Genomic DNA, 24731 nt, shown 5'->3' with positions numbered 1-24731 from the left:
GATAGGGCGTTCGACCCAGGGTGTCTTTTAATAGAACATTCTTCCAAGGATATTCAGCATGAAGACCTTGCCCTTCCTCCAGCGCCGCAGAAGCTGCGGGAAGTGCTTAAGGACTATCCTCAATACTTGGATGAGTTGCAGCGAGCGCTCAATGATGTGGTAGCCAGGCCTCTCCATGGCACTCCCTTGTTCGAGCAGGCCATATGGAGTCTTGAGGGTGCGCTTGATTCTTTCTACGTAATAGTTCGCGATGAACTCAGCACCGCCGAGTCTTCAGGTGTTCCGGAAATTATCAACAAGGCACAGGAAAAGGAAAGACTGACAAGACATGCGAACTCCAAAAACCATGGCATGTCCGAATCAAATGAGCTTCGGGCTTATTTCCAAGCGCGAATCATCGCTGGAACACCCCAGTGCTATCATCTTGGCGGGGCAGCCCCGTTCGGGAAAAGGTGACTTGCTCGAGCTGCCTCGAAGAATGCGCAGTGATGTGGTTTTGATTGATTCTGACGATCTACGTAAATTCCATCCAAGTGTCAGTGATTGGCACGGCACCCACCCCTACACCTTGTCCGGCCTCACCTATCCCGAAGCCAGCCAATGGTTGCGCCAGTTCGAGGCCAATGCTAAAAAAGCAACTCTGGGTGCAACACTGGGCGGTGAAGAGCGCTTAGTAAAAAACGCATCTGTTTAATAAAAATTTCTTCCAAGGATGTGCAGCATGAAGATCTTGCCCCCTCCCCCCGTGCCGCAGAAGCTGCAAGAAATACTTAGGGAATACCCCGAAAAGATTCAAAAGCTTCAAGATGTGCTTAATAATTACTGCAAAAACCCAAACCCTCTGATGCCATTTGATGGCGCGGTGTGGATCTTACAAGATACGCTTGGCTCCTTCATCTCGGAAGTGCGCGATGAACTCAAAGATGCCAAAGCCAATGGCGATCCATTAGTTATAGAAAATGCAAAGAGAAAGGATTTTGCTGTCGGGTCTGCCCTATTAAATATGGGTGGAATGTCTGATTTGCATGCCTACTTTGAGCAGAATGGGAGTGCCTTGTGAGTGATGGCAAGCTTCCAAGCGATGAGCATGAAAGGATTTTTGGCGAGGAAATCGTTTTTAAGAGTGGATTGCCCGAAAAATCTTCCTTTCAGCATCCAAAGGCTATCATTTTGGCTGGGCAGCCAGGCGCCGGAAAAGGCAGTCTCGCCGAGATGGCTGAGCGTGAACTCGACTGGGATGTAGTCAAGGTCGATCCAGATCAACTGCGGGAATTCCACCCGCAAGTCAGAGATTTTCGCAACGCCCACCCCTACACCTGGTCCGGGCTCACCCATCCCGACGCCAGCCAATGGGCCGACGAGTTGCTCAGGGCCACGGTCGATGGCAGGAAGAACCTGATCTTCGATACCACGCTCAGCAATGGCGAATGGAGTGCCGGGCTGATCAAGGACCTGCAGTCCCGTGGCTATGACGTAGAAGTGCGGGCGATGGCGGCGCACAAGCTGGAGAGCGAATTTGGTGTCGACAATCGATTCTCAAGGTCGCTTGATGCGCTTGGCCACGGCCGCTACGTGCCCGAAAGCGCACGCGATTTCATCTACGACAAGCTGCCCGCCAGCCTGGAGACGGTGCAGCAGCAGACCACGGCGCCGATCCGCCTGTTCAACCGCGAAGGCGTCCAACTCTACGACAGCCGGCACGATACCCGCGCAGCGGGCCAGGTGTTGCGGGAGGCGCGCGAGGCGCGCCTGCAGGATCCGGCGGTGACGCGCGGCGTCAATGCGGGTTGGCAGGGGCAGCGCAGCTGGCATGCCGAACTGCCCGAACAGGTCCCGCACAATGCCAACGTGGCGCCGGACACGGCCGCGCAGTTGCTCGCCGAGCGCGCGCAGCTACGGGTCGTGGAAGGCGTGGAGCGACAGGCGGCCGCCGCGCACACGGTGGACTTCAACGTGCGGGTCAAGCCGGTGGCGATGCGTGGGATGGGTGTGCTTGGTGCCGCGGCCACGGCCTACGACGCTGCCGAGACCGCGCGCAGCGCCGGTCAATTGCAGGCACAAGGCAACGAGGTCGGTGCGCAGTCGCAGATGCTGCAGTTCGGCGCACGCAATGTCGGCGCCTGGGCCGGCGGGGCGCTGGGCGCACAGATCGGCGCGGCGGCAGGCGTGGAGACCGGGCCGGGATTGTTGGTGACCGGGCTGGCCGGCGGCGTGGTGGGCGCCATGGGGGCCAACGAGGCCGTGCAGTGGCTGGAGCAGCGCCGCATCAACAATCAGACCGATCACACCGGCGTCGCCTGGAGCTTCGATCCGAAGGCGCCGGAAAAGGGCTGGACCCGCACGGTGGTGGATGCCTTCGGCGATCACGGCCTCTCTGTGACCCATCAAGAGATCGCCCCGCCGCGGATAGCCGACGAGCTGACCTTCAAGGCGGCCAGCCGCGCGGCGCAGCTGCGTCTGGCCACGCCGGACGTGCCGATCGATCCCTACCGTGTTCCGGCAGACGCCAGCGATCGGCCGAGCCTGCGCGAGGCGCCCTGGGAGCGCGATGCGCGCAGCGGCCAATGGACCCGGCAGGTCGCCGATGGCTTGCTGGAGCGCAACGTCATGCATACCGTTCGCGACCGCGCCGGTCCGGAGAAGGCCGCTGCCCTGGATGCCTTCGCGCAGTCGGTGGTGACCTACAACGCGGCACGCTCGCCGGCGGCGATCGCCGCGGGTTACGCCGAGCTGCATGCGCGAGCGGGCTGGGATCGCCATGGCCCGGTTCCCGAAGCGGTGACCCGCGCGCGCGACAACCCGCAGGTGCAGCCAGGATCCGACGGGCATGTCTACACACGCAGTGCGCAGGGGCAGTGGACGCGCGATGGCTGGCTGGGGACGCGCCAGGCGACTGGCAATCTGCCAGACGAACTGGAAGCAACCTACACCTCGATGAAAGCGATGGAGGCCGAGCGATCGCGCGATCAGGCGAGGGAGCACGCGCCGGTGTCTGCCCGGGGGGCGGCCGAAGCCCGGGAGCCACAGCAGGAGCCCGCGCGGTCCGTTGAACCCGCTCAGGCCATAGGTCCCACTGCGGCGCCGGCAACACCACATCGGGCAGGCGACCTGCGCGATCCATCCCACCCCGGCCATGCCGAGTTCTCGCGGACTCTGCGCGAGGTGCACCACATGGAAGCCGGGCAGGGTATCGGCTCCGGTCCGCACAGCGAGAAGGTGGCCGCGGCGCTGCTGGTGCAGGGCGAACGCGAGGGCGTGCGCATCAACAACGTGCGCATGGGCGCCGACGGCGAGGTGCAGGGACTGCAGCGCGACAGCGCCTTCGCTGCGCCGAAGATGGTGAAGATCGATCCGGCGACGGCGCAGTCGGTGGAGATGGGCGATTACGCCAGCCAGTGGGCGCAACTGCGTTCGCCCCACCTGGTCAGCCAGGCGCCGGCGGCCGAACGCAGCGCCGGCCAGGCGCAGGGCCTCGCCGCGCTGTCGGCAGCGGACCAGGCGATGTTCGCGCGCATCCGCCAGGACGTGCCGGCGCATATCGGCGACGACCACGTGGCGCAGGCGATGCTCGGCGCCAAGCAGGCGGGGATCGCCGATGCCGGCAAGATCGACCGCGTGCTGATGGCCGGCGACAGCCTTTGGGTGGCGGGTTCGACGCCTGGCTTCCGTGCGTCGACCGACGTGGCGCAGCCGGCCGCGCCGTTGCAGGCGACGGTGCAGCAGGCGCAGGTGTTCGATCAACAGCGCGAGCAGCAATTGGCGCTGGAAGCGCAGCAACGGCAGCAGGAAGGGCCTGCCGGCAAGAGCGGGCCTGCAATCGGTTGAGGCCGACTGGACCGCAGCAGGGCGCGCGGTTATGCCGGCCCAGAACGCTCGCGGCCCTGCGGCTCGTGCCAAGCCATGGCCCTTGACGCAGGATCACGCTGCGCAACAGTTGTTCCGAGCGGCGGTCTTCCGCCTTCGGTTAGGGTCCTGGCCCTGACAGACCGGGAAACTGGATCACCACGTCGTTGAGCGGCAGCTGCGACCGGCGGTGTTCCATGGGCGAGGCTTTCCATGGAGCGTCCTGCCCGAACAGCTGGGCTTCGGATTCGGTGCCGAGGTAGCCGAAGTGCTCGAACACGTAAGGCACGCCTTCCGAACCTTCGAACGCGACGGCATCGGACAGCTGAAAATGCAGATGCGGTGCGGCGGAATTGCCGGACTGTCCCAGCTGCGCGAGCACTTGCCCCCGCTGCACCCGGTCGCCCGGTTTCACCTTGAGGCTGCCTCGCCGCAGATGCGCATAGCTTGCGAAGGTGCCCGGCGCGATTTCCAGCACCACGTAATTGCCGAACAGGCCGTCACTGGTGAGCGCGGTGGGTTCCGGTTGCGCGCTGAGCGGCTGGTGTTCGGGCTCGCCATCGCGCGCGCTGCGCACGACGCCGTCGGCCACGGCAAGCACGTCCGCGCCATAGCCGATCCAATCGGCGTAGCGGGTGTTCCGGATGTCCTTTACGCCGGATCTCAGCGCATGCCCGGCAGCGTCGACACCCACCAGATCCAGGGCATAGCGCTGCGGAATGGTCAGCTGCCCGTTCACCGCCACCAGGCTGCCCCAATGGTGCGACTGGGCGGCGCCAGGACCTTCGTGGGCCAGCCAGCGGCCACCGCGCAGCGGCGCGCCGATGACCATGGGCTGCGCATCGCCGACCTGGACAGTGGCGCCATCGAGCGTGCTGTTCGCATGGGTGTCCGCGGTGAATGGGATGCGGTGGCGCAGGCGGTGCGGCACGGCTGCACCCGCTGGCAGGGTCAGCCAGACGAAGAACACCGCGCGCTTGCCGGGGAGGATCGCCACCGGTTCATGCGCCGCCGGCGCAGGCTTCACCACTTGCGCTAGCTGTTTCGCATCCAGTGCCAACAGCGGCATGGCCGCATCGTCACCGAACACGGCCAAGCCCTGCGGCGCGAGTGCGCCGGAGTCGCCATAGAAGTTGGTGACGTGCAGCTCATACGCCAGATGCGTGCGCCCGTCGCTGCCCGAGAACGCAGCGGGCGCGAACGGTGCGCGTGCCTCCACCGGCGCCAAGGCTTCTTCGGCACGTACAGCGGAAACGCCCAGGATTCCCGCAAACAGGAGCACCAGTGCAGCGCTGCGAAGCATTCGATGCACACTCCTCGGAAGATGCGTGAAGCGAAGCGACGACCGTTCGCTTCTGGGCAATCGCTGCGTGGAAACCGATGGCCAAGCTTGCCGATGATTCGGGCCGGCCACAAGGCGCCCTTCTGCATGCCTATCCGAAGCGGGACAGCACCCGCTCCACTTGCGCGGCATAGCCACCACCGAACAGGTTGAGGTGGTTGAGCAGGTGGTAGAGGTTGTACAGCGGCGCGCGCTCGCGCCAGTCGTTGGCCAGCGGCGCGTGTTCGGCGTAACTGCGCAGGAGCTGCGGATCGGGTTCGCCGAACAGCGTCAGCATCGCCAGCTCGGCTTCGGCCCAGCCGTAGTGCGCTGCGCCGGCGTCGATCAGCGCTGGCAGGCCGTCGCCGGCGCAATGCAGGTTGCCCTGCCATAGATCGCCGTGCAGCAGCACCGGCGGCTGCGCCGGGATCAGCTGCGGCAGGCGTGCATACAGCCGCTCGAGGCGCGCCATGTCGGCAGGGGCCAGGGCCGCGTTGCGCAGCGCGCGCTCCGCCTGCGGGCGCAACCGCCGCTCGACGAAGAACCGATGGCCGTCGCTGTCGGCGCGGTTGTCCTGCGGGCTGTCGCCGATGTAGCCGTGGTGGCCGAAACCGAAGGAGCCGCCGCGCACCCGGTGCTGACGCGCCAGGCCCTCGCCAGCGACAGAGGCGAAGTGCGGATGGGGCGCTGCCGTGCCCAGGTCTTCGAGCAGCAGCCAGTCCTCGCCTTGCGCGTATACCTGCGGCACGCGCAGGCCGCCTGCAGCGCAGAGCGCTTCCAGGCCGCACACCTCGGCGGCGAAGAAATCGGCCGGCATGGCGCGGCGGCGCTTGCAGATCGCACCGCGTCCGTCGCGCAACGTCAGCCGGTGCAGGCCATCGCGCGACGGCAGGTCGAACAGGTCGAACAGGTCGGAACCGGCGGTAGGCATGGCTCAGGTTAGAGGGCGTTTCGCTTGGGTGCGATCGGCATTCACGGCGCAGCGCGTCGCGACTGAAGTCGCTCCCACACCTGGATCGAAATCGCCGGCTACTCCATCGCCCCGCCGATCCAGGTCTGCCGCACCTGCAGCGCGTCGTCGAGCAGCACCAGGTCGGCCTGGTAGCCCGGCGCGATGCGTCCGTAGCGGTCGTCCAGGCCCAGGCATTGCGCCGGGTACAGCGAGGCCATGCGCGCGGCTTCGTCCAGGCCCACGCCCAGCCACTGCACGCTGTTGCGCACCGCGCTGGCCATGTCCAGCGCCGAACCGGCCAGGGTGCCGGCCGCGTTGCGCACCACGCCGTCCACGGCGGTGATGGTTTCGCCGTACAGGTCGAAGCTGGGACTGTCGGCGCCGACCATCGGCATCGCGTCGGTGACCAGGAGCAGCTTGCCGCGCGGTTTGGCCGCCAGCGCCACGCGCAGGCTCGCCGGATGCACGTGCACGCCGTCGACGATGATCCCGCACCATGCGTTGCGGTCTTCCAGTGCGGCGCCGACCACGCCGGGGTCGCGTCCCTGCAGCGGCGACATCGCGTTGTACAGGTGGGTGAAGCCGCGGATGCCGGCGTCCAGTCCGGCGCGCGCTTCTTCGTAGGTGGCGGCGGTGTGTCCGGCGAACACGTATGCGCCGGTCGCGGCCAGGGCGCGGATGCTGTCGGCGGGCATGCGTTCCGGCGCCAACGTGATCAGGGTGACGCCGTTGTCCAGCGAGGCGGCCAGCGCCAACTCGTCGGCATCGGGCACGCGGAACTTGGCGACGTTGTGCGTGCCCTTGCGCGCCGGCGCCAGGTACGGCCCCTCCAGGTGGATGCCGAGCACGCCCGGCACGCCGTCGGCGATGGCCTGGCGGGTCGCGGCGATCGCCGCGCGCATCACGTCGACATCGTCGCTGATCAGCGTCGGCAGGTAGCCGGTGGTGCCGTAGCGGCGATGCGCCTGGCCGATGCGGCGCAGCGCCTCGACGTCGGTGCTGTTGTTGAACAGCACGCCGCCGCCGCCGTTGACCTGCACGTCGATGAAACCCGGCAGCAGCGTGCCGCCGCCCAGGTCCAGCTGCGCCGTCGCCGCAGCCACGCGCGCGTCGCCGTCGTCGAGCAGCGCGGCGATGCGCCCGCCTTGCAGCAGCACGCTCACGCCATCGAGGAATCCGTCCTCGCCGAGCACGCGCGCGTTGCGCAGCGCCGTCGTCGTCATTACACCGTCTCCGTCACTTTGTTCAGATGCGGCGGCAGGTCCGGGTTGTAGCCGCGGCGCAGCGCCAGCGCGTTGATCGCGCGGTAGAAACTCTGGATGGTCAGCAGCGGCGCGCACACCGGATGCGGCGCGGCGACCAGCGGCAGGTCGCCGTCGGCGCCGGCCAGCCACACCTGCGCGCCACGGCCGCGGAATTCCTCGGCCAGGCTGCGGGTGCCGGCGCCGGTTTCGTCCGGCTGGGCGAAGGCCAGCACCGGAAAGCCGGGGCCGACCAGCGCCATCGGCCCATGCTTCACTTCCGCCGAGCTGTAGGCTTCGGCATGCAGGCCGCAGGTTTCCTTGAACTTCAGCGCCGCTTCCTGCGCGGCGGCCAGGCCCAGGCCGCGGCCGAGCACGAACAGGTTGTGCGCCTCGACCAGGCCGTCGGTGAGCGGCCGCCAGTCGGCCTGCCACGCGGCGCGCAACGCCTGCGGCAGCGCGTCGAGCGCGGCGAGCAGCGCCGCATCGTTCTTCCAGTGCGCGCCGAGCTGCAGGATCGCCGCCAGCGAGGCCAGGTAGCTCTTGGTCGCGGCCACGCTCTTCTCCGGGCCGGCGCCGAGCGCGATCACCGTGTCGGCCAGTTGGGCGAGCGGCGAATCCTCGACGTTGACCAGCGCCACCACGCGCGCGCCGGCGGCCTTGGCGGCCTCGGCGTTGCGCAGCAGGTCCGGGCTCTTGCCCGACTGCGAGATCACCACGTACAGCGCGCCGCGCAACTGCAGCGGCGATTCGTACACCGAGCCCACCGACGGCGACGCCGAAGCGGTGACCACGCCGAGCTGGGTCTCGAACAGATACTTGGCGTAGGTCGCGGCATGGTCGGAACTGCCGCGCGCGCAGGTGACCACGAACGGCGGCGGATCGGCGCGCAACGACGCGGCCAGCGCGCTGACCACGGCATGATTGCGCGCGAACTGCGCAGCGACGACATCGGCGGTTTCCGCGGCTTCGCGGAACATCAGGGTTTCGGTTTCGGTGGGCAGTGCCATGGGCAGGGTCATGTGGGATCGGGGGAAGGAGAGCGGCGGGACTGCGGCTGCATCGGCGCGGTGGAGCCGCGCACCACCAGCTGCGGCACGAAGCCCTGGTTGTGCATCGGCGCCGGGTGGTCTTCGTAGGCGTCGCTGCGCAGCTGGCTGATCAACAGCCGTGCGGCGTGGCGCGCGATGTCCTCGGTGGCCTGCTTGGCGGTGGTCAGCGCCGGCCACGACTGGCGCGAGAACGGGCTGTCCTCGAAACCGGCGATGGACAGGTCGTAGGGCACGTTCATGCCCGCCGACTTGGCCGCGGCCAGCACGCCGGCGGCGATCTCGTCGTTGGAGCCGAAGATCGCGGTCGGCGGCTCGCGCAGCGCCAGCAATCGGCGCGCACCGCGGAAGCCGTCGTCGAAGGTGTAGTCGCCCGGTATCACCAGATGCTTGTCCAGGGTGATGCCGTAGTCCTTCAGCGCCGCCTCGTAGCCGGCGTAACGCTCGCCGCTGGAGCGGTGCGAGGTGCCGCCCCACAGGAAGCCGATGCGCTGATGGCCGAGCTGGATCAGGTGCTCGGTGACCTCGTAGGCGGCATCGCGGTCGTCGACGTAAACGCAGGGGCCGTCCTTCGGATCTTCGGTGGCGGCGATGATGCGCACGGTCTTGATCCCGCGCGCGGTCAGCGCCGCGACCAGTTCGGCGCGCTCGGACATCGGCGCGGTCAACACCAGCCCGGCCAGGCGCGAACGCTGGGTCCATTCGGCCAGCTCCTCGGCCAGCATCGGCGAGGTCGAATCGCAGGGATGGATCTGCAGGCCGAAGCCGGTCTCGCGGCACGCCGCCAGCACGCCGTTCTGCACGCCGATGATGTGGTACGGGTTGGGGTTGTCGTACACCAGCCCGATCACGAACGGGGTACCGCTGCGCAGGTTGCGCGCCGACGGATCCGGTTCGTAGTCCAGCTCGGCGATGGCGTGCAGCACGCGCGCGCGCGTGGCCTGCATCACCGACGGTTCGTTGTTGATGACCCGCGACACGGTCTTCAACGACACCCGCGCCCGCTCGGCGACATCTTTGATGGTGGGTCTACGCATACTGCGGTCCTGCACGTCGGGAAGTACGCCCATGATGCGCGATCACGCGCGGGCAGCGGCTTGGCCGGCGCGGTGGCCGACCAGGGAATAGAACAGGATGTACAGGTAGCACGGCACCATCAGCAGCAGGAACACCAGCTGGAAGTCGAAGTGCTGCTTCAGCACCGCGAACAACTGCGGGATGATCGCGCCGCCGGCGATGCCCATCACCAGCAGGGCCGAACCGATCTCGGTGTGGCGGCCCAGGCCCTTGATCGCCAGCGGGAAGATCGCCGGCCACATCATCGCGTTGGCGAAGCCCAGCGCGGCGACGAAGCCCACCGACACGTAGCCGTGGGTGAAGTAGGCGCCGGCCGAGAACAGCACGCCCAGCACCGCCGACACGCTCAGGTAGCGCGCCTGCGAGATCAACGTCGGGATCAGCACGAGTCCGGCCACGTAGCCGGCCAGCATCGCCGCCAGGGTGTAGGAGGTGAACAGCTTGGTCTCGTCCAGCGGCAGGTGGAAGCCGTTGCCGTAGGTGCCGATCGCGTCGCCGGCCATCACTTCCACGCCCACGTACACGAACAGGCACAGCACGCCCAGCCACAGGTGCGGGAACTGGAAGATGCTGGTCTTCTGCGCCGGGTTGCCGGCGCCGACCGGCGTGGCGTTGACTTCCGACGCCTTCAGCTCCGGCAGCGGCGAGAACAGCACGCCGATCGCCACCAGCACCAGCACGCCGGCCATCACCAGATACGGTACGTGGATCTTGGCGGCGAACGCGGTGAGCAAGGCTTCCTTGGCCACCGGATCGGCCGCCTGCACCTGCGCGGCCAGATCGCCGACGCCGTGCAACACCAGCGTGCCGATCAGAAACGGCGCCAGGATGCCGGCGATCTTGTTGCAGATGCCCATCACCGCGATGCGCCGCGCCGCGCTCTCGATCGGGCCGAGGATGCTGATGTACGGATTGATCGCGGTCTGCAGCAGCGCCAGGCCGCTGCCGATCACGAACAGGCCGGTCAGCGCGCCGGGATAGAAGCGCTGCGTGGCGAACTGGCCGAACGCCGCCGCGCCCGCCGCCATCACCACCAGACTCAGCGCCAGGCCCTTCTTCATGCCGGTGCGCTTGAGGATCCACGACGACGGCAGCGCCAGGAAGAAGTACGACAGGTAGAACACCATCAGCACCAGGAACGCGTTGACCTCGTTGAGGTCGAACGCCAGCCGCACGAAGGTGATCAGCGGGCCGTTGATCCAGGTGAAGAAGCCGATGATGAAGAACAGCAAGCCGACGATGGCGATCGAGGCGAAGGGACTGGCAGGCCGTGCGGTGGTCATGGGCGGGCGGGCTCCGGAGGGGCGCGTGGGTCGGTCGATCAGCGTCGCAGTTCGGCGACGAAGTCGTAGTAGTCGTTGTGGCAATAGGTGTCGGTCAGCTCGATCGCGCTGCCGTCGCGGGTGTAGCCGACCCGCACCACGTGCAGGATCGCCTCGCCTTCCTTCATGCCCAGGTGTCCGGCCAGCCGCGCCGGCAGGTTGATCGCACGGAAGTACTGCAGCGCGCGCACCACCGGCGTGCCCTGCGCGTCCAGGTAGGCATACAGCGAATCGCCGATGGCCAGCGGATCGGGCACGGTGCGCTGCGGCAGCACCGCCTTCTCGTAGGCCATGACCCGGCCGTCGGCGCTGCGCAGGCGGGTCAGCGCCGCCACCACGGTGTCCGGCGACAGGCCCAGGCGCAGGATTTCCTCGCCATGCGCCGGGCGCACGCGCCGCTCCAGCCAGCGCGTTCCCGGCTCCAGGCCCTTCATGCGCAGGGTTTCGCTGAAACTGGCCAGACCACTGAGCTGGTGCTGGATATGCGAAGTGACGAAGGTGCCGGCGCCCTGCCGGCGCGAGACCAGGCCCTGTTCGACCAGCGCGTCCACCGCCTGGCGCAGGGTCACCCGCGACACCTGCAGTTGCTCGCACAGCTGGCGCTCGGCCGGCAGCGCCTCGCCCGGCTTCCACTGGCCGCCCTTGATCGCCTCGACCAGCTTGCTGGCCAGCTGCAGGTAAAGCGGGGTCGGCGCGCTCGGGTCCACGGCCAGGCCCGCCAGTCTGGGGTCGGCCTCCGGCTTGGGCTTGGTCATCGCGCTCCCTCCGGACCGTATGGATTCGTTATGTCCAATATAGTACCAATCCGCGGCCTGTGCACGCCGGGTCACAGCCGCAGGTACAACCGCCGCCGGTCCATCCACCAGCCCACCGCCCAGCACAGCAGGGTGTAGGCCAGCGCGCAGGCCAGGCTGCCCCAGGGTCCGGGCAACAGCCGCTGGAACACCGCGATGCCCAGCCATTGGTATAGGTCCCATCCGCTGTTGCCGGCGGGGACCAGCCGCAGGCTGATCACGAACAGCTCGGAGAACAGGTAGATCGCCAATGGATTGCGCCCGAGCACGGTGAAGAAGTCGCTGCCGGCCCGCCACTGGCGCACCTCGATCGCCCACAGCAGCGCGCCCAGCAGCAGCAGGTCCAAGCCCACCGTCAGCAGCACGAACGAACCGGTCCACAGCTTCTTGGCCAGCGGGAACCATGGCTGCCAGGCCAGGGCCAACAGCGCCAGCGCGACGCCGGCCAGCAGCAGCCAGCGCACCGTGCGCGCCTGCTTGCCGACGCGCCGCACGTACAGGCCGGTGAGGTAGCCGGCAATGACGTTGACCGTGGCTGGCAGCGTGCCGAGCAGGCCTTCCGGATCGAAGCCGCCGTCCTTGCGGTACAGCTGCGCCGGATCCAGCAACCACAGGTCCAGGCGCGTGCCGGCGTTGCCGAGCTTGCTCAGTTCCGCGCCCGGCTGGCCCCACAGGTACAGCGCCGCCCAGTAGCCGAGCAGCAGCGCGACGCAGGCAGCCAGCAGCGCGCGCGGCGGCAGCCAGCGGCACAGCAGCGCGGCCAGTGCGTAGCACAGCGCGATGCGCTGCAGCACGCCCGGCACCCGGGTCTGATCGATCGCGGTGAAGCTCCAGCTGCCGTCGGCGCCCTGGTGCACGAACGGAAACCAGTACATCAGGAAACCGAGCAGGAAGATCAGCGCACTGCGCTTGCCGACCCGGCGCAGGAACGCGCCGAGCGGCTGGCCGCGGTCCAGCGCGAAGCTCATCGCGTTGCCGACCGCGAACAGGAACGACGGAAACACCAGGTCGGCGGCGGTGAAGCCGAACCACGGCGCGTGCCGTAGTTGCACGAACGCGTCGGCGCCGGCACCGGGCGTGTTGACCAGGATCATCAGGAAGATGGTCAGGCCGCGGAACACGTCCAGCGACAGGAAGCGTTCGCGCGAGGGCGCCGCGGCGGGGATGTTCACGGAAGCGGTATTCATCGGGCATCCACCTGCTGCAGCAGCGTGCGCACCGCAGCGACCGGATCGGCCGGGGCTTGCCGCGCGTAAGGCGTCTCGCGCTTCACCCAATCCCGCTCCCAGGTGCGCAGTCGCTGCTGCAGCGCGGCTTCGTCCACGCTGCCGCCCTCGACCGCCGCGGCGCGCAGCGCCTGCATCGCCAGCGCCCAGCGCGGCAGGTAGTAATCGGCGTACATGCCCTGCCAGGCCTTGGACGCGTAGTCGCCGAGATTGCCCTCGCCGCCCCACACGCTGACCTGCGCCTTGGCGTCGCGCCGGTAGTAGGCCGCCTCCTGCGGCGTCTTCGCGTAGCCGGCGGCCGCGTCTAGCCAGCTCGACAGGGTTTCCTGCTGGCCGCCGACCAGACCGTCGAGCTGCCGCACCGCCGCCTGCACGCGGGCGAAAGCGGCATCGCCGGCGGCGACGTCGCCGCGCTTGTACGCGGCCACCGCCTGCTGCAATTGCGCATCCACGCGACCGGTGGCGTAGTGGCGGGCGAAGTCGACCAGGTCGTAGCGGTACAGCGGCGCATCGGCGTACTCCGGCGCCAGCGCCAGCAGTTGCTCCAGCGCGCGGCGCAGGCGCGGCGGATCGCCGGGCGCGCCGTCGAATTCGCCGATGTCCAGCGTCGGCCGCTTGAACAGCAGGTAGGCGCCGGCACGGCTGCGCCACCAGCGCGGCGTCCAGTAGCGCGTGGACAGCACCGAGGCCTGCAGATCGTCCCAGGCCGCGCGCAGCGCCGGCGAGGTATGGCCGTAGCGGGCGCGGGTGTAGTCGCCGAGCCAGTCCTGCAGCGAACGCTCCTGTCCGCCCCAGGCCAGCGCGTACATGTATTCGTAGACCACCGAATTGTTGTGCAGGCCTTCGGGGAACGCGCCGAAGCCGACCAGTCGCTGCCTGTCCTGGTCGGCGAGCAGCGCGCGCAGGTCGTCGCGGTAGAACGCCAGGTCGCCGTACACCGGATTGCTGCCGCCGTAGTTGTGCACGTAGCCGTAGATCCACTGCTTGCCGTCGAACGCATCGGACAGTTTCCAGGTGCCCGGATAGCGGTCGTTGCCGATGTCCAGCACCAGCAGCTTGTCGTTGGGCACCTCGCGCAGGAACGCGGCGATCGCCTCAGGCGTCCAGAAATGGCGGTCGGCGCCGAACAGCCAGCCCTGCATCACCCACACCGCGTCCGGGTTGGCGCGATGGATCGATGCGTAGAGCGCACGGCCGTAGTCGGCCAGGCGCTTGTCGCGCTGCGCCGGCGACACTTCGGGCGGCGCGGTCTTGGCGGTGTTGGCGGTGCTGTCGCCGTAGCTGGCCAGGCGCGCGTCGCTGCCGTCGGCGGCGATCGGCGGCAGCATCTCGTTGAACGCGTCGGCCAGGTAGTAGGTGCCCTTGCCGTAGGTGCGGTCGTAGAGCTGGATGAAACGCTGCGCGATCCTGGCGAACAACGGATCGGCCGGATCCAGCCAATAGGTTTCGTGGAAGCCTTCCCAGGCGCGCATGCGGTAGATGCGCGCCTGCGGATGCGCCTGCGCGAACGCCTTCGGCACGTAGCCGGCGAAGGCCGGCAGCACCGGCTTCATGCCCAGCGCGCGCATGCGCTGCAGGATGCGCTGCTGCAGCGCGTGCTTGTCGTCGATCCACTGCTGCGGCAGCGGTGCGTCGTAGCCTTCGATGTTGCCCATGCGCTGCCACGGCGCGAACGCCGGGCCGGAGAAATACTGCGCCAGATCCGCATCGCTCACCCCGAACTCGCGCCACAGCGCCTGCCACACGTAATCCTGGCCTTCCATCGCCAGCGGCATGTCGATGCCGTGCAGCGCCATCCAGTCGATCTCGCGCTCCCAGCGCGCCCAGTCCCACCACGGCGTGGTGTAGCCGTAGGTGCACACGTTGAGATAGGCGCGGTAGGCGAACGGCGTGACCACGCGCTGCCCGTTGAAATCGGCATAGGCGGCAGGCAGCGCGACCCGGCTGCCCTCCCAGCTCACCGAGGCGGCGCCGATCGATTGCAGATAGCTGTACGCGCCATGCGCCAGCGCCACTTCCGAGGAACCGGACACGCGCAGCGTGCCGGCGTCGGCGGCGACCTGGTACCAGTCGTTGCCATTGCCGCGCGGCTGCCGTTGCAGGGTCAGCGCGGCGGCGCGCGGGCCTAGCGTGCGCAGCAGCACGCCGCGCGCCGCGGCGCCTTGGGTGTCTGTCGCCGATGCAGCGAAGGCGGCCGGCGCCAGCAGCATGCAGGCCAGCAGCAACGCGGCTCGTCCGGGGCCCGGCAACGCGCGCACGAAGCGCATCCAGGCACGCGCGTGCGGGAAGGCATGGCGGAAAACTCGCTTCATTCGGTCAATACTCCACTATCGCGACATCGTCGAAGCCGAAAGGCGTTCCGGCCGTCACCTGCATCACCACCGCCAGCACCCGTTCGCCCTGCGCAGGCGGCAAGCGCAGTTGCGCGCGCTGCCACGCGGCCACGCGCGCGACCGGCTTGCGGTCCAGATACACCTGCGCCGCGCCGGTCGCACGCCCCAGCCCCAGCACGCCGCCGCGCTGCTGGATCCCGGCCCACGGCGTGAACGCGGTGCGGTACAGCACATAGCCATCGCGCTCGGCGCGCGTCTCCAGGTTGCCCGGCTGGCAGAAGCTCCAGCTGTTGTTGTCGTTGGCCGCCCGCGGCAGCGCGGGATCCGGCGGCGCGGCGAACGGCAACGTCCGCCGCCAGCCGGGCACCACCATCGCCGCGGCGGCCGGCGGCAGCGACGGCGGCAACGCCACCGCATCCAGCCCGATCGTCGCCTGCGTAGAGCGCAAGCCCGGCGCGCGCGCCTCGATGCGCAATCGGCGCCGCTCGGTGCCGGCCTCGACGATGGCCTGCGCCAGGCCGTTGAACAACTGCACCTGCGGCACGTTGTCGGCCGCGTGCCGGTTCGGATCGCCGTTGCCGACGCCGAGCAGGCGCCCACCGTCGACCTGCAGCGCGATCTGCGCATCGGCGAACGGTACGTGGCGGCCCTGCGCATCCACCGCTTCCAGGGTGATCGGCTGCGCATCGCGGCCGTCGCCACGCATCCGCGCGCGGTCCGGGGTCAGCCGCAGCGCGACCGGCGCGCCGACCGTCTGCACCCGCTGCCGCGCCACTTCGCGGCCGTCGCGGTAGGCCACCGCCTCCAGCTCGCCCGGCGCGTACGTCACCTGCCAGGCGTTCATTTCGATCCGGTCCACGGTTTGCCGCCCCTGCGACTGCCCGTTGAGCCACAGCTCCACCTGCTGCGCATTGCAGAACGCCATCACCTTGATCGGCGTGCCTTCGCGGCCCGGCCAGTTCCAGTGCGGCAGCAGCTGCAGCACCGGCGCATCGTCGATCCACTGCGCCTGGCGCAGCCAGTAGGCCCCTTTGGGAAAGCCGCACAGGTCCATGATGCCGAAGAACGAGGACACCGACGGCCACTCGAACGGGGTCGGCTCGCCGCGGTAGTCGAAGCCGGTCCAGACGAAACCGCCGGCCAGATACGGACGCTCGTCGATCAGCTTCCAGGACGCGCGATGGGTATTGCCCCACGGCGCGGCGACCGAATCGTCCTCGGCGATGACGTGCGCGTCCATGTCGGTAAACCAGGCGCCGCGGGTCTGGAACGCGCTGGTGTCCTCGCTGGACAGCAGCGGCTTGTGCGGCATCGCCGCGCGCACCCGGTCGTAGTTGAACTGGCGGTAGTTGAAGCCGACCACGTCCACCGCATCGGCGGCGTTGCGCTGGGTCAGCATGCCGTCGTTCATCGCCGCGGTCACCGGGCGGCTGTCGTCCAGCTCGCGCACCAGCGCCACCGCGCGGCGCACCATTTCATAGCCGGCGGCGGTGCCCTGCATCGGTTCCTCGTTGAACACCGACCACAGGAACACGCAGGCGCGATTGCGGTCGCGGCGCACCAGCCAGCGCAGTTGCGCGGCGTAATCGGGCGACGGATTGAACACCCGGTTCTCGGCCATCACCAGCATGCCCAGGCGATCGCACACGTCGAGCAGTTCGCTGGCCACGGCGTGATGCAGGCGGATCGCGTTGCAGCCCAGCGCCTTGAGCCGGCGGATGCGGAACTCCAGCAGGCTGTCGGGCACCGCCACGCCGACCCCGGCATGGTCCTGGTGCAGGCAGGCGCCCTTGATCTTCAGCCGCCGCTCGTTGAGGAAGAAGCCCTGTTGCGCATCGAAGCGCAGCGTGCGAAAGCCGATCGCGCACTCGCGGCGATCGCGCTCGCGGCCGGCGCTGCGCAGCACCGCCGCGACCCGATACAGATGCGGCGCGGCTACGTCCCAGCGCCGCGGCTGGCGTACCTGCAGGTCGACCTGCGCCACCGCCTGCGCCAGCGCGCCCACCTGCACCGCGGCGCTGCCCTGCGCGACCAGTGCGCCGTGCGCGTCGTACAGCGCCACCTCCAGCACGGCCGCATCGGCCTGTTCGCCGACATTGGCAACGGTCACCGCGACCGGCAGCGTCCAATGATCGTCGTTGCCGATCCGCGGCACCGCATGCATGCCGTCGCCGACGATGTGCAGCGCATCGCGCACCGCCAGCCAGGTGTGGCGGTAGATGCCCGCGCCCTCGTACCACCAGCCGTCCATCGCCTCGGCGTCGACGCGCACCGCGATGGTGTTCAGATCCTGCCCGTAGCGCGCGATCGCGCTCAGGTCGATGGCGAAGCCGTCGTAGCCGCTCCAGCTGCGCGCCATCAGCAGGCCGTTGACCCACACCGTGGCACGGCTGGAAATGCCGTCGAAGCGCAATTCCAGCGCCTTGCCGCGCTGCGCCTCGTCCAGCCGCAGGCTGCGCCGGTACCAGGCGATGCCGCGGCGGCGATAGCCCTGCGCCACGTTGGCGCGGGCCTCGATCGGCTGCTCGATGGCGAAATCGTGCGGCAACCGCAGCTGCCGCCATTGGCTGTCGTCGAAATCGCCCGCGGCCGCGCCCCAGGCCTTGCCGGCCTTGGCGTTGTCGTAGCTGGCATCCTGGCCGCTGATCGGCGGGAACGGGATGTCGCCTTCGTGGAAACGCCAGCCGTCGTCCAGGCACAACAGCCCCGGATCGGCAGCCAGCGTCGGCGTCGGCACCGCCTCCGCAGCGTTGCCGCTGGCCATGCCGGCATCCGCCGCACTGTCCGCCCAGCTCAGCCGCGGTGCCGCCAGCAGCAGGCCGGCGCCCGCGCCGCCCGCCAGGAATTCTCGTCGTTGCATGCGCTTGCCCTAGAACCTGTGGATGCGATCGGGATCGCCCACGTTGCCATGCCCGGCGCCACAGCGGCGCCGGGCACGCTGCGGACTACCCTGCAAACGACCGCGCAGGCATCACAGGATGTCCCACTGCATCGACACGTAGAAGCTGCGGCCGGTGACGCCGGTCATCTGCCAGCGGCTGCTGATGTCCTTGTACGCCTCTTCCTTCTTGTCGGTCAGGTTGAGTCCGCCGAGCTGGAAGCTGAGCGTGTCGGTGGCCTGGTAGCCGAGCACCGCATCGAGCTGGGTGCGCGCCTTCATGGTGTGGCCTTCGCGGGCGAAGAAGCTGTCGCTGCTGTCCTGCTCGTACTCGCTGCGGTGGTTCAGCGACAGTCGCGCCGAGAACATCGCGTTCTCCCAGTAGCCGGTGGCGTTCCAGGTCTTCTCCGACAGGTTGCGGATCTTGAAGTCGGTATCGCGCTGCGGCAGCACCCGGGTGAAGTTGGCGGTCAGGCCGAAGCCCTGGATCGGCAGCCACGCATCGAACGACTGCGTCCAGCCCAGCTCGTAGCCGCGGATCTTGACCTTGCTCGGATCGTTCTGGGTGGCGGTGATCTCGTAGATGTTGCCGTTGCCGTCCACGCAGTCGCCGGAGCTGTTGCCGGACAGCGCCACGCCGTTGAACGTGGTCGGACACACGATGCTGTTGAAGGTGCCGTTCTTGACCTGCTTCCAGAAGCCGGCCAGGGTCAGGCCGCCGCCTTGGCCGTAGTACCACTCCAGGCTGAGGTCGGCCTGGTCGGCGGTCAGCGCCTTCAGGTCGGTCTGGCCCAGCGCCACGTCGTAGGTGGTGGTGCCGCCGGTGTTGCTGCCCGAGGAAATGGTGGTGGCGATGGCGGTGTTGCTGTCCAGGATCGGCCGCACCAGCACCTTGCCGGCGGCGAAGCGCAGCAGCAGGTCCTCGCGCATGTCCAGCACCAGGTTCAGGCTCGGCAACCAGTTGTGGTAGTCGTACGGCGCGCGTTCGGTGCCGACCACGTCGTTGGCGTCCTCGCTGTACTGCGAGGCGGTGGTCAGATAGGTGTCGGTGGTGCGCTTGGTGTTCTCGTAGCGCAGGCCGACGTTGCCGCGCAGGCGCATGCTGCCCAGCTCGGCATCGATCTTGGCCAACGCGTAGGCGGAGTAGATGTCGTTGCGGATGTGGTAGCTGGCCTGCGGCGCGAACAGCACCGGCACGGTGATGCCGGAAGCGGCCAGTGCCTGCGCGTAGGCGTACACGTCCGGCGCCACCCAACTGTCCTGCGAGGCAAGGTTGCCGTCGAGGAAGTTCTTGACGCTGGAACTGGCTGCCGACAGCTCGGGGAACATGGCATAGCCGGACACCGCGCCGGAGTTGATCAGGTACAGGAAGTCGCGGCGCCAGACGTTGCGGTCGAAGGTCTCGCGGCGGAACTTGGTGCCGAACTTCACCGAGTCCAGGAAGCCGGCGCCGACGTAGCGTTCGGCATCGAACTGCAGCGACCATTCCTTGTTGCTGAGCTTGGTGATCGCGCCGTTGGGGTATTCGTCGCGTACCAGGTTGGCCTGGTCCCAGGCGCTGGCGTCGTTGGCGTCGGCGTCGGTGGTCAGCGAAATCGCGCCGGGATTGGACATGTCGAACAGCGTCGCCGACGGCAGGCGGCCGAGGATCACCGCGCGCTCGTCCTCGTCGGTCTTGCCTTCGGTGTAGTTGGCCACGCCGCTGAAGGTCCACGCATCGCCCTTCCACTTGGCGTCCCAGGTCAGCAGCTGCGAGGTCAGGTCGTGGCGCTCGAGCTGGCGGTTGTTCTCCAGCCAGTAATTGGACGCCGACACCTTGGTCGCGGTCAGGTCCTTGGTCTCCAGCACGGTGAGGTAGTTGCGGTCGAAGGAATAGACCAACTGGTTCATGTCGTTGTCGGTCTTGTCCTGCGAATACAGCGCGGTCAGGTTCATCTCCAGCCGGTCGTTCGGCTTCCACTGCAGGCCGGCGGTGAGCATCTTGCGGTCGGTCTCGCGCTCGATCGAGCGGTAGCGCGGGCGGCGCGGGATGTACAGCGTGCCGTCGTCGGTGTCCTGGGTGTACCAGCGGTCGATCCACAGATAGTCGGCGCGGTCCTTGAGCTTCTGGTAGCCGGCGTTGACGAACACGCCCAGTTCGCCGCCGTCTGCCAGCTGGAACTGATCGATGTAGGTGAGCACGCCTTTCGGTGTCGGTGCGCCGCCGGCGAATTCGGAATATTGCTCCTTCGCCGAGAAGATCAGCTTGCGCTGCTTGTAGTCCAGCGGCTTGGTGGTCTCGATGTTGACCGTGCCCGACAAGCCGCCGGCGTCCATGTCCGCCGACGGCGACTTGATCACCTCGATCGCCGCGGCCACTTCCGGCTGGATGATGTCGTAGCGGAAACCGTCGGTGAAATCGGCGCTCTTGATGGTCTGGCCGTTGATGGTGGTGGCCGAATACTGCGGGCCCAGGCCGCGAATGCTGATGGTCGAGCCGCGGCCGTTGATGGTGGAGATCTGCACGCCGGGGATGCGCTGGATCGCTTCGGCGATGTTCTCGGCCGGGAACTTGCCGATGTCCTCGGAAGAGATGCCGTCGGTCATGCGCGCGTCCTCGCGCTTGTTGTCCAGCGCGGTGATCAGGCTCTTCTGGTAGGAGCTGGTCACGGTGACCGTGTCGAGCTGGGAGATGGAATCGGATGCGGGCGCTTCCTGCGCCTGCGCTCCGGCACTGAGCAGGCCGAGCGCGATGGCGCTGGCGAGGACGGACAGGGAACAACAGTGCGGACGGGAGCGGGCGGCGTGTGGCATTGGGCTATCCTGGTTGATGGCTGGTCGGCACGGCACGTGTGGCATCCAGCGGCGGCGATCGGCAGGCAGCACCCTCCATTGCGCCCGGCGCGACGCGCAGGGCGATGCCGTCCGTGCGGGCACGGAGTCGATGGAATGCGCTGTCTGTTGCGGCGCCTCGTGGTGCGGAAGGCGCGTCCCGTCCCTATCCCCGGAGCGGGCGATTGCATGCTGCTGCTGGACTGATCGACCCGAATTGGCAAAGACCAATTCCAGGCGCTTCGATTCTTATGGTCTTAAAAAGATTGTGTCAACGCCGCGGTACGCACAATCGGCAATTGACGCCTGGACTTGCCGCTGGTTTCGAAAAATTTCTCGATTTATCAGTATTTTGATGTTGGAAAATATTTTTTGCCCGGCACATTTCACGCATCGTTGTCACGATACCTATGCCGCACCAATTCTACGAATGAGACCAATTTTGTGCAGCGCGACATAACTGCGCCACGTTCTCATTTGCGCGCCACCACTCCCGCCTTTGGAGACCGGCATAACCCATTGATGCAACTGCGTTTCGGCGAATGGGAGCGGCCACGTCGCGAGCCAGGACCGGATTACGCATGGCGAAACCAGTACCAGACGAATTTTTCGGACAAGACTTGACATCGTTGTCATAGCCTCGTAAGAATCGGCACACACGGGGTGGGGCCGCGCATATGCGGCGCAAAAGTGGGACATGGGAGAGGCATGTGACCGCAATGATCCGTACACGCGAATCGCGTGCCGCGCTCGGCACGCCGTTGCACCGGTTGGCACCATCGCGCGCGCTGTTCGCGTTGGGATCGGCGTGCCTGGACCACTGTCCGCCGCAGCGGCTGGCGCCGCCCTGACCAGCGCCATCCGGCGCTTCCGCATCGTTTCCAGCTCTACAGCTTGACGCAGCGCGTCGCGCAGCACGGCGGCACGCCGCACCAGGCACTTCACGCATAAGCGAAAAACCGGCGTTCGTCGCGCCGGAGGACTCCAGCTACACCCGCATCACCCACACGGCAGCATCAGCACCGCAGGCAGTAAGACAACAGCTACAGCCGGCACGCAGCGCAACGCTGCGCGCCGTGTCGACCAATTGAATGATGAGGAGAGACATCATGCGATACCGCCATTCCGTCTTGTCCGCAGCAATCCTTGCCACCCTGGCCTTTTCCGCGCAGGCGCAGCAAGCCGGCGGCGACACCACCGATCTGGATGCCGTCCAGGTCGTGGGCATCCGCGCCAGCCTGGAAAAATCGCTGGACACCAAACGCAACAACGTCACCGTGTCCGAGGCGATCACTGCCGAGGACATCGGCAAGTTCCCCAGCACCAACGTCGCCGAAGCCTTCGCACAGATCCCCGGCGTCACCATCGACCGCCGCTTCGGCCAGGGCGAACGGGTCAGCATCGACGGCACCGACCCCAGCCTCAACCTGTCGTTCCTGGACGGCCACCCGGTGGCGCAGGCGATCTGGCTGTACGGCGAGCAGCCCAACCGCGGTTTCGACTACACCCTGCTGTCGCCGCAGATCCTGGGGCGGGCGGAGATCGTCAAATCCTCCGAGGCGCGGCTGGTCGAGGGCAGCCTCGGCGGCACGGTGCTGATGCACAGCCGGCAGCCGCTGGACCTGAAGGCCAACGAGATCGCCGGCTCGGTCGGCTACAGCTACAGCCAGCAGGCCAGCGAGGGCAAGCCGAACGCCTCGCTGCTGTACAGCTGGAAGAACCCGCAGGAGACCTTCGGCGTCGCGGTGTCCGCGCAGCACTACGAGGAGCGGGTCGATCGCCAGGGCATGGAGGTGTTCGGTTATGCCAAGGCCGCGACCTTCGGCAACGCCGGCGGCGTGCCGGCCGATGCCGACGTGCCCAACTCGGTCAACGCGGCCTGGTTCCAGCAGGACCGCAAGCGCGACAGCGCCGTGGTCAACCTGCAGCTCAAGCCCAGCGATGCGCTGGAGTTCAACCTCAGCGGCCTGTACATCAAGGAAAACTTCGACAACTACAACCAGTCGATGTACAGCTTCCTGACCTGGAACCAGGGCACCATCGACGCGGTGGACGCGCTCGGCAGCGTGCGCAACGGCGTGGTCGGCAGCGGTCATTCCAGCGCCAACGCCAATGCCAGCGGCGGCACGGTGATTTACGACAACAACGTGCGCCAATCGGAAGTGGTCACCAAGGGCATCGACCTGCGCGGCGCGTTCCGTGGCGAGGGCTGGGGCATGAGCGGCCAGATCGGCCAGAGCAAGTCGGACAACAAGGACCTGTCGCAATACTTCATCGAGCCGTTCTACAACGGCGGCTTCAGCTGGGACCTGCAGCGCGGCATCCGCTTCGACGATCCGGCCGGCGCGCGCGACCCGGCCAACTGGGGGTCGGCCGGCGGCTGGTTCGGCAACAACGGCGTCTTCGCCACGCACAGCAAGGACCGCTACGGACAGCTGGATTTCAACCTGCAGTTCGACAGCGTGTTCAACCAGTTGCTGTTCGGCGTGCGCCAGGGCAAGCACGACGAAGACTTCACCTTGAACGTCTACGGCGGCGTGACGCCCGGCACCCTGGCCGACGTGGGCACGATCGGCCTGACCGACATCCAGGGCTTCTATCCCGACCAGGGCCGGCACGTGCAGGCCGGCCGCGGCAACGTCATCGACTGGATCCGCAACAGCCCGGTGGACTACGCCAATCCCGACCCGGCCAGCTACCTCAACAACAGCTGGGCGCTGCAGCAGACCAACAATGCCGCCTACGTGCAGCTGAACTTCTCCAACGGCGGCCTGCGCGGCAACCTCGGCGTGCGCTACGTGGATTCCAAGACCGAAGGCAGCGGCTTCGTCTACAGCGGCACGCCGACGCTGGACGACCTGGACAGCAAGTGGCAGACCCGCACCAAGAAAGAAAACTTCCTGCTGCCGTCGTTGAACCTGGCCTACGACACCGACGCCGACTGGGTGTTCCGCTTCGCCGCGGGCAAGGTGATCGCCTGGGCACCGTACAACCAGATGGTCAACAACACCTTCTTGAACGACACCACGCTCACCGGCAGCGGCGGCAACGCGGCGCTGTCGCCGTACGAATCGTGGAACTTTAACCTGTCGGCCGAGTATTACTTCGCGCAACAGGCGGTGGTGGCGTGGTCGGTGTTCTACAAGAAGATCGACAACTACATCGACACCTCGGCCACGATCGAACGCCAGTACAACTCGATCCGCGACACCTCGCCGCAGACCTGGGCGCAGATGCTGGGCAGCAACGGCTGCACCGCCGACGGCTACTGCGACTACAGCATCCAGCGCCCGCGCAATGCCGGCGACGGCAAGGTCAAGGGCTTCACCCTCGCCTACCAGCAACCGTTCGGCAGCAGCGGCTTCGGCCTCACCGCCAACTACACCTACGCCAATGGCGAGAACAACACCGGCGACCGCCTGCCCTACCAGTCGCGCAACAGCGTGGCCTTTAGCCCGTACTACGAGAAGGGGCCGTGGAACGCACGCATCGGCCTGAACTGGCGCGACAGCTATCTGGCCGGCGGCTACGTTGCCGGCGCCGCGCCGGCCAGCGTCGACGACTACACCGACCTGGGCGCGAGCATCGGCTATGCGATCAGCGAACAGTGGTCGCTGCAGGTGGACGCGCAGAACCTGCTGGACGAGGAGTACTTCCAGTACCTGGGCGACAAGGACCATCCGGCAGGGCGCTACAAGAACGGCCGCCGCTACATGGCGACGCTGCACTTCAAGTTCTGAGGGCGATCCGGCGCCTGGCTGCAGCGCAAACCACGCTCCTGTAGGAGCGGCTTCAGCCGCGACAGGCGGCACGGGGCATCGCGGAGGCCCCACGCTGCCACTGCAGGGAGCGGCTTCAGCCGCGACAGCGCAGGGTTTCCGCAA

The 24731-nt window shown here is 67.4% G+C and carries 16 protein-coding genes; 5 read left to right on the top strand and 11 right to left on the bottom strand.

The window, feature by feature from the left end; translation table 11 throughout:
* Positions 1-328 precede the first annotated feature (328 nt).
* The 3 genes from AB3X08_RS04045 to AB3X08_RS04035 are packed head-to-tail and all read left to right on the top strand — an operon-like array spanning position 329 to position 3825.
* A complete protein-coding gene (locus AB3X08_RS04045; RefSeq protein ID WP_369936394.1) occupies positions 329-694 on the top strand; it encodes a zeta toxin family protein in 366 nt (121 codons plus the stop codon).
* A gap of 27 nt (positions 695-721) precedes the next feature.
* Positions 722-1060 (top strand): hypothetical protein, encoded by a 339-nt coding sequence (locus AB3X08_RS04040; protein ID WP_369936392.1) that lies wholly within the window; start codon positions 722-724, stop codon positions 1058-1060.
* The gene (locus tag AB3X08_RS04035) at positions 1057-3825 is read left to right on the top strand and encodes a zeta toxin family protein (RefSeq protein ID WP_369936390.1); all 2769 of its coding nucleotides are present in this window, start codon (positions 1057-1059) and stop codon (positions 3823-3825) included. Before AB3X08_RS04040 ends, AB3X08_RS04035 begins: the two co-directional genes overlap by 4 nt.
* 139 nt (positions 3826-3964) lie before the next feature.
* On the opposite strand, the gene AB3X08_RS04030 is transcribed toward AB3X08_RS04035, so the two are convergent.
* The 11 genes from AB3X08_RS04030 to AB3X08_RS03980 all read right to left on the bottom strand — a co-directional run bounded on the left by AB3X08_RS04030 (position 3965) and on the right by AB3X08_RS03980 (position 20829).
* Positions 3965-5146, bottom strand: a complete 1182-nt coding sequence (locus AB3X08_RS04030) for a M23 family metallopeptidase (protein WP_369936389.1) — start codon at positions 5144-5146, stop codon at positions 3965-3967.
* Positions 5147-5276: 130 nt separating this feature from the next.
* The gene (locus AB3X08_RS04025; RefSeq protein ID WP_369936387.1) at positions 5277-6095 is read right to left on the bottom strand and encodes a fructosamine kinase family protein; all 819 of its coding nucleotides are present in this window, start codon (positions 6093-6095) and stop codon (positions 5277-5279) included.
* 98 nt (positions 6096-6193) lie between these two features.
* Complete coding sequence (gene nagA / locus AB3X08_RS04020; RefSeq protein ID WP_369936385.1) at positions 6194-7339, bottom strand: N-acetylglucosamine-6-phosphate deacetylase; 1146 nt, start codon at positions 7337-7339, stop codon at positions 6194-6196.
* Entirely contained in the window at positions 7339-8367 is a 1029-nt protein-coding gene (locus AB3X08_RS04015) for an SIS domain-containing protein (RefSeq protein ID WP_369938414.1), read from the bottom strand. The genes nagA and AB3X08_RS04015 overlap by 1 nt, the downstream gene beginning before the upstream one ends.
* 8 nt (positions 8368-8375) lie before the next feature.
* The gene (locus AB3X08_RS04010; protein WP_184412124.1) at positions 8376-9443 is read right to left on the bottom strand and encodes a LacI family DNA-binding transcriptional regulator; all 1068 of its coding nucleotides are present in this window, start codon (positions 9441-9443) and stop codon (positions 8376-8378) included.
* Positions 9444-9485: 42 nt separating this feature from the next.
* Positions 9486-10766: a sugar MFS transporter gene (locus AB3X08_RS04005; RefSeq protein WP_369936383.1), complete on the bottom strand. Its 1281-nt coding sequence runs from the start codon at positions 10764-10766 to the stop codon at positions 9486-9488.
* A 38-nt stretch (positions 10767-10804) separates the two neighbouring features.
* Positions 10805-11527, bottom strand: coding sequence for a GntR family transcriptional regulator (locus AB3X08_RS04000; protein ID WP_369938413.1), 723 nt, complete (start codon positions 11525-11527; stop codon positions 10805-10807).
* Between the two features lie 104 nt (positions 11528-11631).
* Positions 11632-12786 (bottom strand): acyltransferase family protein, encoded by a 1155-nt coding sequence (locus tag AB3X08_RS03995; protein WP_369936382.1) that lies wholly within the window; start codon positions 12784-12786, stop codon positions 11632-11634.
* Positions 12783-15092: an alpha-N-acetylglucosaminidase gene (locus tag AB3X08_RS03990; protein WP_369938411.1), complete on the bottom strand. Its 2310-nt coding sequence runs from the start codon at positions 15090-15092 to the stop codon at positions 12783-12785. The genes AB3X08_RS03995 and AB3X08_RS03990 overlap by 4 nt, the downstream gene beginning before the upstream one ends.
* A 49-nt stretch (positions 15093-15141) precedes the next feature.
* On the bottom strand, positions 15142-18018 hold the full coding sequence (gene galA, locus AB3X08_RS03985) for a beta-galactosidase GalA (RefSeq protein WP_369936380.1): 2877 nt from the start codon (positions 18016-18018) through the stop codon (positions 15142-15144).
* Positions 18019-18129: 111 nt separating this feature from the next.
* A complete protein-coding gene (locus AB3X08_RS03980; RefSeq protein WP_369936378.1) occupies positions 18130-20829 on the bottom strand; it encodes a TonB-dependent receptor in 2700 nt (899 codons plus the stop codon).
* Between the two features lie 737 nt (positions 20830-21566).
* Here AB3X08_RS03980 and AB3X08_RS03975 point away from each other — a divergent pair.
* Positions 21567-21698: a hypothetical protein gene (locus AB3X08_RS03975; protein WP_369936376.1), complete on the top strand. Its 132-nt coding sequence runs from the start codon at positions 21567-21569 to the stop codon at positions 21696-21698.
* A gap of 258 nt (positions 21699-21956) precedes the next feature.
* Positions 21957-24587 carry a TonB-dependent receptor gene (locus AB3X08_RS03970; RefSeq protein ID WP_369936375.1) on the top strand — a complete coding sequence of 877 codons (2631 nt, stop codon included), beginning with the start codon at positions 21957-21959 and terminating at the stop codon, positions 24585-24587.
* The last annotated feature ends 144 nt before the right edge of the window (positions 24588-24731 follow it).

This window comes from Xanthomonas sp. DAR 34887, assembly GCF_041245805.1.
GTDB classification, from domain to species: Bacteria; Pseudomonadota; Gammaproteobacteria; order Xanthomonadales; family Xanthomonadaceae; genus Xanthomonas_A; species Xanthomonas_A tesorieronis.
The sequence above is the reverse complement of the archived record's forward strand: the minus strand, read 5'-3'. Positions and strand labels throughout refer to the sequence as shown.